A 13,750-nucleotide genomic window follows, 5' to 3' on the forward strand; every position below is an offset into this window, starting at 1 on the left:
GCGTACGCCTCAGCGCGTCCGCTTAGCGATACCCGACGTCCATCCGCTCATCACTGGGCATCGTGAACTGCGCGCGCCAGCGCCAGAGCACCAACAGGGAGACCGCGCCGATGGCGAACGCGCTGGCCGCCATCCATGCGTCCAGCATGCCCAGCAGGCGCATCGCCACGGCGGCAGCGCTCAGTGACAGCAAGCGTGCCTGTTCGGTGGCCAACGCCCAGCGACGTCCTTCCAGCACGCCGCCGACGTTGGTGAGCGTCAACGCGACATAGAAACTCCCGGCGGCCAGCGCCGAGGGCGACAGCCTGTCCGCGTTGGAGAGCAGCAGCAGTGCGGGCGGCACCGCGAATGCGAAATGCACCAGTGCGTAGTATGCCAGCGCAGTGGAGACGGCCGGGTCGAACTTGAGAAACGTGGAAGACGATACCGGTGGAATCACCACCGGACCGCCCTCAGCGGCCGGTCGCCATCCCGGCGACGCGAAGACGTACTGCCACCGATCCCCCCACGACGCCGCGCGGCGAACGTTGCGCGCAATGGCCACATACTGGTGGATCTGCGCCCACAGCGGATTCCAGCTACGCAACGGGGTGGTGAGACCAAACACCGGTTCCTGACGTTCCGGTGTGAACGTGCCGAACCAGCGATCCCACACGATCAGGACACCGGCATAGTTGCGATCCTGATACTCCGGATTCACGCCGTGGTGCACGCGGTGGTGCGACGGCGTGTTGAGCACCGTTTCGGCCCACCGCGGGAGTCGATCCACCGCCCTGGTGTGGATCCAGAACTGGTAGATCAGGTTGAGTGAGTAGCAGGCGACAAACTGCGTCAGCGTGATGCCGAGCAGGGCGAGCGGCACGTAGAACACCCACGACAACAGGCCGCCCACCGCCGTCTGCCGGAGCGCCACGGCGAGGTTGTATTCCTCACTGGAGTGATGCACCACGTGGCCCGCCCAGAACAGGTTGACCTCATGCGAGACGCGATGAAACCAGTAGTACGCCAGGTCAACGGCGACAAACGTCGCGATCCACCCGATGATGGCCGTGGCGTGCCAGTGCATGTCGCCATCGATGCGCGCGTAGAGCGGTCCATCCGGCCACGCGGGAACAGCGACCAGTCGCTGCACACGTATATGGGCAAACGTCCAGTCATACGCGCCGACCAGCAGCACCTTCGTGAAGATTCCGGCAATCTGACTGAGGGTACCAGCCGAGAGATCGGACAATGAATCGTTGAGCCGATACAATGGGCGATGCCGGTGCCAGGCGAACGCCAGTTCCACGCCGATAAGGACGAAGAACAACGGAATGGACGCCTGAATAATCCCCACGGTGCCTACGCCATCAGGCAGGCAACGCCTGCCCGTCCGGTGTCGGCTCGCCCATCTCGCCTTCCCACTGCGCCATGACCGCGGTTGCCAGGCAGTTGCCCATCAGGTTGACCGATGTGCGCGCCATGTCCATGATGGCATCCACACCGAGGATGACCGCGATGCCTTCCAGCGGCAGTCCGAACTGGGTGAGGGCACCCGACAGGATCACCAGCGACGCGCGTGGCACGGCCGCCACGCCCTTCGACGTGAGCATGAGGGTGAGCATCATCAGCAACTGCTTGCCGATCGGCATATCGATGCCGGCGGCCTGAGCCACGAACACCGACGCGATGGCCAAATACAATGTTGAGCCGTCCAGATTGAACGAGTAGCCCGTGGGCAGCACGAAGGACACGATGCGGCGCGGCACGCCGAACCGTTCCATCGCCTGCATCGCCTGCGGGAACGCCGCTTCGCTGGACGCGGTGGAGAACGCGATGAGCCAGGGTTCCTTGACCGTTCGCCAGAACCGCAGCACGGGGATCTTGAACATCAGGGCGACCGGCACCAGCACAAAGAGCACGAACACGATCAGCGAGACATAGAGCGTGCCAACCAGCTTGGCGAGGTTGAGCATCACGCCCAGTCCGCTCTTGCCGACCGTTACGCCGATCGCGGCACCGATACCGATGGGCGCATACGCCATCACGATGCCGACGAACTTGAACATCACGTCGCTGAGGGATTGCAACCAATCCAGCATCACCGTTTTCGACCGGCCTTCCACGCGCGCCAATGCCACCGCAAACAGAATCGCGAAAAACACAATCTGCAGCACTTCGTTCTGGGCCGCTGCCTCAAAGAAACTCTGCGGCACCGTGTGCTCAAGCACGGAACTGAAGGTCGGCGTTTTGGTGGCCAGCGCCTTGAACTCTTCGGTGCCAGCCGTGGTCCCAAGCTGCACGCCAACCCCTGGCTTGACGAGGTTGACCGCAATCAGGCCGATCGCCAGTGCCGCCGTCGTCACGATCTCGAAGTAGATGATGGAGCGCAGCGCCAGGCGGCCCACCTTCTTCATGTCGTCGCCGTGCCCGGCAATGCCGACCACCAGGGTGGAAAACAGCAGCGGCACGATCAACGACTTGATCATGCGCAGGAAGATGTTGGCGAACGGCTTGAGATTCGGTGCGAAGTCCGGGGCCAGCCATCCGATCAGGATGCCGACCACCATGGAGATCAGGATCCATTGCGAGAATCCGATGCCCAGGAAGCCGCGACTGGCGGGGGTTGGGTTCGCTGCAGACGTGTGCGCCATCAGTGACGGGATCTCAGTGATCGAGTGGAGGCAGCACGTCCCGCGCTGCGCCGGGGTTGCGAAGGACCGAATGCTTGTAGCCGTACAGGAAATAACAGGTCAGGCCAATCGTCATCCACACCCCGAACGCAATCCACGCGCTGACCGGGAGTCCTTTCATGACGAAGACACAGGAACCCGCGCCCAGCAACGACACCACCCAGATGAACGGCACGCGAAACGGGCGCGGCCGATGGGGTTCGCGAACACGCAGGACCAGCACGCCAATGCAGACCACGGCAAAGGCCGCCAGAGTCCCGATGTTGGTCAGGTCGTACGTGGACGCGTCGTTCATCACCAGCGAGCCGGCCGCGACGGCGACGCCGGTGATGATGGTCGTGATGTGCGGCGTGCGCGTCTTTCGATGCAGCTTGGCGGCGAAGCGCGGCAGCAGACCATCGCGCGCCATCGCGTAGAAGATGCGCGGTTGTCCGTATTGAAACACCAGCAATACGGCGGTCATCGACACCACCGCACCGGCCGCCACAATCCAGCTGGCGGTGGAGAGGCCCGCGAGTTCCAGTGCACGCGCCAACGGGTCACTCGAACGCAACTGCTCGTAGGGGACCAATCCCGTCGCCACGAAGCCCACCACGATGTAGATCAGCGTGCAGATCGCGAGCCCGCCCAGAATGCCGATGGGCAGGTTCCGTTGCGGGTTCTTGGTTTCTTCACCGGCGGTTGAGATCGCGTCAAAACCGATGTACGCAAAGAAGACAATGGCCGCACCCTGGTGAATGCCGCGAAACCCGTTCGGCGCGAACGGCGTGTAGTTCGCCGAGTTGATGTGCATGGCGCCCACGCCGACAAACAGCGCCAGGACCAGCAGCTTGATCACCACCATGATGTTGTTGATGCGCATGCTCTCCTTCACCCCTTGCAGCAGCAGCACGGTGACCGCGGCAACAATCGCAAACGCCGGGAGGTTGAGGAGAATGGGAATTCCGGCCACGCGCGGCGCACTCTGCAGCAGCGACACCATCGCCGGATCACCACTGGCCTTCACTGCCCAGTACCCGTGAGTGAGCCATCCCGGCAGGGTGATCCCAAATCCGGACAAGACCGACACGAAGTAGCCGCTCCATCCGATGGCGACGGCAATGTTGCCGACCGCGTACTCCAGAATGAGTGCCCAGCCGACAATCCACGCGACAATTTCCCCCAGCGTGGCATAGGAATACGCATACGCGCTGCCCGCCTGAGGAATCATCGACGCCAGCTCGGCGTAACAGAGTGCGGCCAGGCCACAGACGGCGCCAAGCAACAGGAACGACAAGACCAGCGCAGGCCCTGCGCCGTAGCGCACCACCGTGCCATCGGCGAGTACTTCGCCGGCCGCGGCCGTTCCCAGCGACGAAAAGATTCCGGCGCCGATAACGGCACCGATGGCCAGCATGATGAGATCACCCGCGCCCAACGTGCGGCGCATGCCGTGGCCACCCTCGTCGGCGGCGGCAATCGGCTTCCGGTCGAACAGTCCCATGATGCTCCTGGTGTACGTGTCAGGGCGCTACCGCGACGCGGCAGACTGAGTGGCAGTGATCTGGGTGGTTGACGACAGGCAAGAGCGTCGTCGAGGCGCAGGCAGGCGAAAGCTCGGTGAAGCTACTGACTGGCGCGAGGCCGAGCCAGAGTGAATCTCAGTCTAGCGCGTCAGAGCGAGTAGACGACTTCGTACTTGGCGCGTACGGGCACACCCAATCCATTGGTCGCCGGCCGAAAGCGGACCGACCGGAACGCTTCACTGAGTTTCCGATTGTAATTGCCGTCTTTGGTGGGCGTAAACTGGATGTCCAGCACCCTCCCGGTGGAATCGACATCGAATTGCACCACCACTTCCCCTTTGGCCTTTCCGGGGATGGGCATAGGCGGCAGGAATAGCTCGATCGGCGCGGGCGGATAGATGGTGCCTGGTCCACCACCCGTGCCGGGCCCCACGGAACTGCCCCGCCCCGTTCCTACACCGGCTCCAATGCCCCCCCCGCTGCCGGGACCGGACCCTGCGCTGCCATCAGTACCGGAACCTCCGCCGCTGCCCGCCACGGCCGACTTCACTTCGGCGGCATCAGCGGCCGGCGTTGTCGGAGCGGTCGGCTTGGCCTGAGGCGTGGGTGGCGGCACCACCGGCGGCGGCACAATGGGTTTGACTTCCGGAGGCTTCACCAGTGGGGGCAGCACCTGAGGGGCTGGTGCCGGCGCGACCCGTACGTACTGCAGACGCTCGGACTTGGGCTGGCCACCCGTGCCACGATTTCCACCGCCGCCGCCGCCCGCCGGACCGGGACCACCCGCGCCCATGACTTCGCGAATCAACTCAGGCGACGTGAAGGGGACAATCAGCAGCAGGATCACCAGGATGTGCATGGCGATCGAAACCAGCATGCCGCCGATGCGGCGTCCCTTGGATACCGGAATGCCGATGGGCGGCCGATAGCGCCCGCGCTCGCCAGGTGCTGGCTGCGGCGGCGGCGCGTTAAACGGAATGGGTGTGTAGGGCGTTTCTGGGTCCATTGGCAACGGGTGGTTCCTGAAAACTACTACGGCGGACGAGCCCCCTGGGGTTCGTCCGCCGTCCGGCAAACCGACACGCCGAACCCGTACTCGATACCCGCGTGCGCCCCAAAAGGGCCACGCGGGCGTCGAGTGGTCAGGTCATTTCGGTGGAACGCCGATCACCTTCACGCCAGCGCCGCGGGCCTGATCCATCGCCCAGATGACACTGGAGTACTTCACCGTCGTATCGCCCTTCACGAAAATGATCTTCTCGGGACGCGGATCGTAAATGGACTTCAGCTTGGTGAACAGCTGCGCCTTCTCGATCGGTTCCTTGTTGATCGCAAACTTGTTGTCCGGGAGGACTTCCAGCACAATCTGATCCGGGTTTGGCACCGAATTCGGCTGCGGCGTCGGGTCCGGCAACTGGGTGTCAAGCGCCTTTCGGCTCATGGGGATGATCATCATGAAGATGATGAGCAACACCAGGAGCACGTCGATCATCGGCGTGACGTTCATGTCGTTGTTGAGATTGCTGCCTCCACCACCCGTCGACATGCTCATGCTAGTCCTCCTTCTTGGAGCCGAGAATCTTGTCGCTCTCGATCAGCGATTCGGTATTCGGCGTCTGGTCCGTGATCAGTGCCGCCACGCGGACACCATTCCGTGAGAGCATGTCGAGCGCGTTGATGACCTTCAGGTACTCCAGGTCCTTATGGGCCTTGATGTACATGATGTAGTCCGGACGCTCCTTGAGGAAAATCTCCCCGACCAGCGCCGGGGCATCCTCGTTGCGGATCGGTTTCTTGTTCAGGTAATACCGTCCCTGATCGTCAATGCCGAGCACCTGATCACCATCTTCTTCCGGATGAGGCTTGAGATTCTGCCCTTCCGGCGGGACCGCCTTGAATCCCGCGTTGATCTGCGGAATGGTGATCATGAAGATGATCAGCAGCACGAGCATGACGTCGATCATGGGGGTGACGTTTGGTTCGGCCTTTACGCCGCCCCCGCCGCCAACGCTCATTCCCATCGCGCCACTCCTTGTGAGAAGCCGTCAGGCCGGCGCCCCCATCGGGGCGCCAGCATCCGGCCGTTTCGTTCGTGCGTAGCTGGACCGACGATTACTGCGAGATCGCCTGGCCGCTGGCCGTGTTGAACTCACGCGTGAAGCGCGAGCGGCCGAACTCACCCGAGACACCCTTGATGAGATAGTCGATCATTTCCTTCGACGTGTACGTCATCTCGGCCGTCAGATTGTCGATCTTCGTCTGGAAGTAGTTGAACGCCCACACGGCGGGAATGGCGACACCGATACCGATAGCCGTCGTGATGAGGGCCTCGGCGACACCGGCCGCAATGGCGGAGATACCGCCGGCGCCCGACGTGGCCATACCGGTGAACGAGTTCACGATGCCCATCGTGGTGCCCAGCAGACCCACGAACGGCGAGGTGGCACCCACCGTCGCGAGAACGCCCAGGCCGCGCTTGAGATCGACGATCGTCATCAGCATTTCACGTTCGACCGCACGTTCGGCCGAGTTGATGTCGGCCACCGTCACCGAGCCATCCTGAATGAGCGGGCGGATTTCGGACAGCGCACCACCGAGCACGCGCGCCACGTGCGACTTCTTATAGCCTTCGGCCAGCTTGATCGCTTCGCCGAGATTGTCTTCTTCCAGGAACTGCGAGAACTCGGGCGCAAACTTGCGCGTCTCGACCTGCGCCTTGCGCATGGCCCACCACTTCGAGAACAGCACGGTAAACGAGAAGGCCGACATGCCCAGCAGGGTGAACACGATACCCTTGGCGAACCAACCCATCGACTGGTACAGCTCCATCATCGACATGTTCATGACGCAGGTCTCCGAAAAACGGGAAGAAGAAAACGAGAACTAGCGGTTCAACGAGAACTGGAACGGCTGCTGCACCAATTGCTTCACCTTACGGCCACCGACTTCGGCCGGCAGGAAGCGCATGCGCTGCAGCGCGTTCTTCACAGCGTTGGTGAACAGGTCGTTGTCCGACTTGAGCGGCTTGAAGCTGCTCATCTCGGCCCGACCGGTTGTGTCAACGACGAACTGTGCGAGCACCTGCCCTTCGATACCGGCTGAGCGTAGCATGTCGGGATAGGCCGGCCCTTGTGTGCCTGGCGCCATCACGACCGGCTTTTCCACCTGGAAGTCGAAGTAGGGTTGATCACCCTGGGGAACCGGTCCCTTGCCACCTTCGACACCTTTGGCAACACCACCCGCGACGCCCTTACCCGAAAAGTCGGCCTCGTCGGTCACCTTCTTCGACAAGTCGATATCCGGAATCACGTTGGGGATCTCTACGGGTGCCGACAGCACCTGAAATCCCTTCGGCGGCGGCGGCGCGACGACAGCGTCTGGTGGTGGGGGTGGCTTCTCGGGCTCGGGCGGCTTGGGCTCGTCCTTTTTGACCTCGACAAAGTCCACCTTCTCTTCCTTGACCTTGTCATTCTTGATCCCGGCATTCGCCGTGACAATGACAAGGGCAGTGATCACTACGGCGTGTGCCACAATCGACGTCGTAGTCCCACCTAAGCGCTTCTGCTTCTTCGCCTTCGATTCAAGCAGGTTGTTGAACATCTCGCTTGTCCCGTGTACGAGTTACGACCACGTGCAGTTGCCGGGTGGGTCCCCGGCGAACCGACTTGGCGATTCTACGCCGCTGACATGATCCAGCAATGGAAAGAACATTAGGATCGGATTAATCCGTGGTGAGTATTCCCTCGTCAGGAATGCAGGTCGAAGCGGAATGGCAGCCGCACCCGTTGCCGGACCTTGCGCCCCGACACTTCTGCCGGGATAAAACGGAGGGTGGGCACCACCCGACCGACGGCGACCGAAAAGAGATCGTGGTCAGCCTGGAGGGTCTGCAGCGAGGTCGGTTCAACGCGTCCCAGTGTGTCGACGACAAATTCGACCACCACCGTGCCGGAGAGACCCATCGAACGCAGCACGTCCGGATAGACCGGAACACGCGCGCCCGGACGCAGCACCACCGGCTTTTCAACCTGTTCGGCCGAATAGGTTCCCGCCTCACCGGAGCCGATGGCGTTGCTGTGTCCGCTACCGTCTGGCATCCCGCGCGGCCCGCCTGAAAAGTCGGTCGATTGCGTCGCAGGGCCGTTCAGGTCGATGGCGGGAAGTCCAATCGGAATATCGATGACGGTCGTCAGGCTGGGCGTGCCATAGGCCGAGGGTGACGACGAAGTATTCTGGAATACCCGATCGATCGGCGGAGATGGCAGCACAGGCGGCGGTGGGATGGGCACCCAGGTGAGCGGGTGCTCTTCGGGCGGTGCGATGCGTTCGGGCGGCGAGGCCGTCAGCGCCACAGCCGCCGCCACCAGCGCGACATGCCCAATGGTCGAGACGAGCGATCCGCCGACGCGTGGGGTCGATGCGGCATTGGATTCGAGCAGGAGCTGGAACATGACATCCTCCGGTGCGGGTGACCGATGCGACGTGTCCTGTTCTCAGCCTACGATTGACGCATTAACACTCGATGTCGACGTGCTGAATAAACGATGAAGGCGTCATGACGATTCGATGCTCTCGTCCGGCATCGTCGCCGGGTACTCGCCAGTCATGCCGGAGCCGGGCGCACCCGCCAGCGGCAACGTCACCGTGAATGTGCTGCCGCGTCCGAGTCGCGATTGCACCGTGAGCTGGCCGCCGTGCGCTTGCGCAATCCACTGGCAAATCGCGAGGCCCAGTCCGAATCCCCCTCGTTCCGACGCGCGAGAGCGGACGCGATCAGCGCGCCAGAATCGTTCGAACACGTAGGGCAGATCTGCGGCTGCGATGCCGATCCCCGTATCTTCCACCGTGAGACTGACCACTTCCTCGCCGCGTATCAGCGCGATGGTCACGTGACCGCCACGCGGCGTGTACTTGATGGCGTTGGTCACCAGGTTCAGCATCAGCTGCCGCAGGCGCGTGAGGTCACCAAGGACTTCGGCCTCCTCGATGTGCGGCGCATCAATTTCGAGCTCGGCGTCCTCCCCCAGCAACCGCGCCGTCTCCACGACCTCTCGCACCACGGGCGCCAGCGGTACGGGTTCGCGAAACAAGTCGAATCGGCCTTCGTCGGCGCGCGCCAGGGTCAGCAGTGAATCCACCAGGTCGGCCATGCGCGTCACCTGCTCAAGCGCTTCCTCCAGTGCGATCGCCTTGTCGTTGGCACTGGCCGTTGACGACATGGCGCGCTCCACGTCCACGCGCATGACGGCCAGCGGTGTCTTCAGTTCGTGACTGGCATCGGCGGTGAACCGCCGCAGCGCGCCGAAGGTGGTTTCCAGGCGCCCGATCATTTCGTTGAGGGTGCCGGCCAGTCGCGCGAGCTCCTGTCCGGCGGCCCCGATATTGAGACGACGATGCAGTGAGCGGCCATCACTGATGGCCTCGGCCTGATCGACCAGTCGATCGATGGGCCGGAACGAGCGGCCGGCGATGATATAGGCGAAGGTGAGCGAGACGCCCAGCAACAGCGGCGCGATCACCAGCATCGTCGACACCAGATCGCGCGGCGTGTAGCTGACGCTGGAGGTGCTGAGTCCCGCGAACACGCGATAGTGCGAGTCCTTGCCCAGGGGCGCCTCCCGCGCCGCCAGCAGCACATCATCATCGCGCGTCACGACCAGTCGCGTCGTGCCGTTGGGCACGTCGTTGCGCGCCGCCCGGCTGAACGTTTCGCGCCCTTCGACGGAGAGCGACTGGACCGACGGCGAGGCGTAGATGTCGTACCCCGAGCTGTCCTGTACCAGCACGTAGCCTTCCAGCAGCGACAGGAACAGCGTCATGCGAATCGAGACCCGTCGCACGGCCAAGGGATCGTCTTCCGCGATGACGGCTTCCATGCCGCTCGAACGCGCCAGGCTCACCGCACGCACCACCTGGTCGGCTTCCGCCGCCACGCGCTGGTGCAGCGCATTCATCAGCGTGGTTCGTCGCACCGACAACAACGTCAGCGAATACAGCACCAGCGTGGCCATCATGGCCGCGGCATACGCCGACGTCAGCCGACCTCTGATGGACCACACCGGCGGGTCGCTCCCGACCTACGCGCGAACCATGTAGCCAACCCCACGCACCGTGGTGATCAGCTTCTTCTCGTGATTGGCGTCGATCTTCTTGCGCAGGTGGTTGATCACGACGTCCACGATGTTGGTGCCGGGATCGAAGTGATAGCCCCACGCGTATTCGGTAATCAGCGTGCGGCTCATCACCCGTCCCGCGTGTCGCATCAGATACTCAAGGACCGCAAACTCCTTGGGCGTGAGCTCGATGAGTTCCTCGCCCCGGCGCACTTCGCGCGTGCCCTGATCAAGCCCCAGATCGCCCACCCGCAATTGCGGTGACGCCAAGGCGCGCGGGCGACGCAGCAACGCTTCGGCGCGCGCCAGCAATTCCTCAAAGGCGAACGGCTTGGTGACATAGTCGTCGGCGCCGGCGCGCAACGTCTCCACCTTCGCGTCCACCGCATCCTGCGCGGTGAGCACCAGCACCGGTCGTTCCAGTCCGCGTGCGCCGGCGTACGCAGCACGTCAAGTCCATTGCGCCCGGGTAAACGCATGTCCAGGATGATGAGGTCATATGGCTGCGACAGTGCCATGCGCTCCCCATCGATGCCATTGGCCACGAGGTCTGCATGCCAGCGCTGCTCCTCGAGCCCGCGGCGCACGAACTCGCCCACGGTCGGGTCGTCTTCAATGACCAGAATTTTCACGAATGGACCTGTGCCCGTGTGGGGTCGTTCATGTCAGGTGCGGCCCGATGGCCGGTGGAAGCCGAATTCCCGGATCTTCCGATACAGTGTCTTGGGGGAAATACCCAACAGAGCGGCCGCGCGCCCCTGATGCCACTGCGTCCGTTCAAGGACGTCGCCGATATGCCGGCGCTCGAGTTCCTCGAGCGTGACCATGGCCGTGGGTGTGGCTCGGCCGGCGGCGCCCACATCGGTCCCCAATGGCAGATCCGACGCCCGAATGCTGCCGTCCGTGGTAAGCAGAACCGCGCGTTCAATCACGTTGCGCAACTCACGCACATTCCCCGGCCATCGATAGCGCTCCAGCACCGACAGGGCATCGGGGGTGATCAGCGGTGGCGCACCACTCCCGAACTGCGAGAGGAAATGTTCGGCCAGCAGCGGCACATCCGTCAGGCGTTCGCGCAATGGCGGAAGCGCCACACGAATCGTGTTGATGCGATGCAGCAAGTCGTCACGAAATCCGCCAGCCGCCGCCATGCGCGACAGATCACGCGTGGTGGAGGCGACAATACGCACCTGCACTTCGACCTTCTGCGTCCCGCCCACGCGGTAAAACGCGCCGGTCTCGAGCGCGCGTACCAACTTGCCCTGCAACTTGAGATCAAGATCGCCGACGTTGTCCAGATACAGCGTTCCACCTGCGGCCAACTCGATGAGCCCCAGCTTGCGCTGATCCGCTCCGGGGAACGCACCCTTCTCGACGCCAAACAATTCCGTCTCCAGCAGCGGCTCTGCCAGCGCGGCACAATTGAGATCGATGAACGGTCCGTCGGGGCGCCCGCCATGTTCATGCAGCAAACGGGCGACAAGATCCTTGCCCGTCCCCGACTCTCCGCTGATGAGTACGGGTGAAGCGCTCGGCGCCACACGCTCAATCAGCGAGAGCACCGCCACCAATGGCGCATACTGAGTAACGAAGCGCGGCGCGCCAGTGGAACGGCGAAGCCGGGACTGCAGCACATGATTGTCGCGCGTGAGCATACGCTTTTCCCACGCCCGTCGCACCAGCGCATCGATTTCCGCCATGCGGTATGGTTTGGACAGAAAGTCGTACGCTCCCAGCTTGAGTGCCGCGATGGCCGTCTCAATGGTGCCGTTCCCGGTGATGACGATGATCTCCGGGGGCAACGGTTCTTCGCGGACCTGGCGCAGGACTTCCAACCCGTCAAGTTCGGGCATCACGATGTCCAGCAGCGCCACATCAAATGTTTCCGCGCGCAGACGGTCGAGGGCGTCGCGTCCGTTGCGCACGATCGTCACCGCGAAGCCACGCGCCGTCAGGTATTGCTCGAGAATCGTCCCGAGGTGCGTCTCGTCTTCGGCCAGCAACACCCGAATTGGCGAAAGACTTTCCGCGCCGCGCGCCGGAGTCTGCGGAATCGTCATGCGACGGCACCACTCAGCAGCGTCACTTCCGGCAGCAGCACCCGAAATGTGGCGCCATGCCCTTCGCCACTCACGAGCTCAAGCTGGCCCGCGTGGTCCATAACGATGCCGTAACAGATGGCCAATCCGAGTCCCGTTCCCTGCCCCTGTGGCTTGGTGGTGAAGAACGGTTCAAACACCTTGGACTGCAACGCCCGCGGGATGCCGGGGCCCTCATCGGCCACCTCGAGCGCGACACTGGGCACCCCGGTTTCGCCACGCAACGTGGTGGTGCGAATGATGATCTTCGCGCCCTCCGGTGTCGCGTCCAGGGCATTCATCGCCAGGGCGATGAGCACCTGCACCAATTGATCGGCATCGCCGGCCACCAACAACGGGCGCGACTCCTCGATTTCCGTGACCATCTTCACCCGCTTGTATCGCGGATGGTGCTGCAGCAGGAAGAGCCCCTGCCGCACCACGGCATTGAGGTCCAGCGTTTCGCGCTGGGCGGGCTTGGGTCGCGCAAAGTCCAGCAGCCCGTTCACGATGCGCTTGCAGCGATGCACTTCCAGGTCAATGATCCGCAGCATCTCGGTGGGGTTGGCCCCTGGCACCGGTGCGCCGGGCGGCAGCGCGGCCGCCAACTCGGCGTGCAGGGACAGCGACTCGCCACAGGCCGCGATAGTGGCCAGCGGATTGTTGATCTCGTGCATGACCCCAGCCGCCAGCTGCCCAAGGGCCGCCAGCTTCTCCGATTGCGCCGTGCGGTCTATAGCCGCGCGCCAATCCGTGATATCCTCCCCCACGGTGATCACATGGCTGACGGCCTCACCATCGACGCTCATGGGGATCTTGGAAATCCGGAACGTCCGGGTGTCGCCAAAGGCGTCACTTTCCATTTGGAACTGCTGCAGGCGCCCGGTGGCGAACACCTCGTCAAACTCGCGCTTGAGCAGCGAGGCCGGCTGGCGATGCAGGACCTCGAAGATCGTCCGGCCAATGGCGTCGGTACGAGCCACACCCTGGAGACCGGTCTCGCGCTTGTGATTCCAGGCATGGATGCGGTACTCGCGATCGACCACATACAGGCCGAACGGCAGCGAGTCGACGACGCATTCGATGAAGGTCCGCTGGCTGGCCACTTCATTTACCCGCGCATGAAGCTCGGCTTCCAGCACCCGCAGTTGGTCGGTGCGGGCGGCCACCAGCGCCAGCAGGTCAGCGCACACGGCAGAAACTGCGCGCTCGTCAGGCGTGAGAACCTCAAGACGGCCTCGCAATTTGTCCGAGACCAGCCGCAGCGATTCGGGCGTGGACGACGCCGACGTTTCGCCCAAGAGTGCGGCGAGCTCGGCGAGGGTCGAATCGGACTTCATCGGGATACACGAGACCGGGTCACAAACGGAAAGTAGGACCCG

At 63.3% G+C, this 13,750-nt stretch carries 12 protein-coding genes and 1 pseudogene; all 13 read right to left on the minus strand.

Annotated features, from left to right (window positions below; translation table 11 throughout):
• Nucleotides 1-22: 22 nt before the first annotated feature.
• The 13 genes and pseudogenes from IPP90_18745 to IPP90_18805 all read right to left on the minus strand — a co-directional run bounded on the left by IPP90_18745 (nt 23) and on the right by IPP90_18805 (nt 13,708).
• The gene (locus tag IPP90_18745; protein MBL0172704.1) at nt 23-1,336 is read right to left on the minus strand and encodes a sterol desaturase family protein; all 1,314 of its coding nucleotides are present in this window, start codon (nt 1,334-1,336) and stop codon (nt 23-25) included.
• A gap of 13 nt (nt 1,337-1,349) precedes the next feature.
• The gene (locus tag IPP90_18750) at nt 1,350-2,633 is read right to left on the minus strand and encodes a cation:dicarboxylase symporter family transporter (GenBank protein MBL0172705.1); all 1,284 of its coding nucleotides are present in this window, start codon (nt 2,631-2,633) and stop codon (nt 1,350-1,352) included.
• Between the two features lie 13 nt (nt 2,634-2,646).
• Complete coding sequence (locus tag IPP90_18755; GenBank protein ID MBL0172706.1) at nt 2,647-4,155, minus strand: amino acid permease; 1,509 nt, start codon at nt 4,153-4,155, stop codon at nt 2,647-2,649.
• Nucleotides 4,156-4,325: 170 nt separating this feature from the next.
• Complete coding sequence (locus IPP90_18760; GenBank protein ID MBL0172707.1) at nt 4,326-5,189, minus strand: energy transducer TonB; 864 nt, start codon at nt 5,187-5,189, stop codon at nt 4,326-4,328.
• Between the two features lie 135 nt (nt 5,190-5,324).
• Complete coding sequence (locus tag IPP90_18765; protein ID MBL0172708.1) at nt 5,325-5,729, minus strand: biopolymer transporter ExbD; 405 nt, start codon at nt 5,727-5,729, stop codon at nt 5,325-5,327.
• 1 nt (nt 5,730) lies between these two features.
• Entirely contained in the window at nt 5,731-6,198 is a 468-nt protein-coding gene (locus IPP90_18770) for a biopolymer transporter ExbD (protein MBL0172709.1), read from the minus strand.
• Nucleotides 6,199-6,289: 91 nt separating this feature from the next.
• Nucleotides 6,290-7,021 carry a MotA/TolQ/ExbB proton channel family protein gene (locus IPP90_18775; protein MBL0172710.1) on the minus strand — a complete coding sequence of 244 codons (732 nt, stop codon included), beginning with the start codon at nt 7,019-7,021 and terminating at the stop codon, nt 6,290-6,292.
• Nucleotides 7,022-7,060: 39 nt separating this feature from the next.
• On the minus strand, nt 7,061-7,777 hold the full coding sequence (locus IPP90_18780; protein MBL0172711.1) for a TonB family protein: 717 nt from the start codon (nt 7,775-7,777) through the stop codon (nt 7,061-7,063).
• Nucleotides 7,778-7,923: 146 nt separating this feature from the next.
• Nucleotides 7,924-8,628 (minus strand): energy transducer TonB, encoded by a 705-nt coding sequence (locus tag IPP90_18785; protein MBL0172712.1) that lies wholly within the window; start codon nt 8,626-8,628, stop codon nt 7,924-7,926.
• Nucleotides 8,629-8,730: 102 nt separating this feature from the next.
• On the minus strand, nt 8,731-10,236 hold the full coding sequence (locus IPP90_18790; GenBank protein ID MBL0172713.1) for a HAMP domain-containing histidine kinase: 1,506 nt from the start codon (nt 10,234-10,236) through the stop codon (nt 8,731-8,733).
• 18 nt (nt 10,237-10,254) lie between these two features.
• Nucleotides 10,255-10,922 (minus strand): annotated as a pseudogene (locus IPP90_18795) (response regulator transcription factor).
• Between the two features lie 33 nt (nt 10,923-10,955).
• Entirely contained in the window at nt 10,956-12,350 is a 1,395-nt protein-coding gene (locus IPP90_18800) for a sigma-54-dependent Fis family transcriptional regulator (GenBank protein ID MBL0172714.1), read from the minus strand.
• The gene (locus IPP90_18805; protein ID MBL0172715.1) at nt 12,347-13,708 is read right to left on the minus strand and encodes a PAS domain-containing protein; all 1,362 of its coding nucleotides are present in this window, start codon (nt 13,706-13,708) and stop codon (nt 12,347-12,349) included. The genes IPP90_18800 and IPP90_18805 overlap by 4 nt, the downstream gene beginning before the upstream one ends.
• Nucleotides 13,709-13,750 lie beyond the last annotated feature (42 nt).

This window comes from Gemmatimonadaceae bacterium (assembly GCA_016720905.1).
Classification (GTDB): Bacteria; Gemmatimonadota; Gemmatimonadetes; order Gemmatimonadales; family Gemmatimonadaceae; genus Gemmatimonas.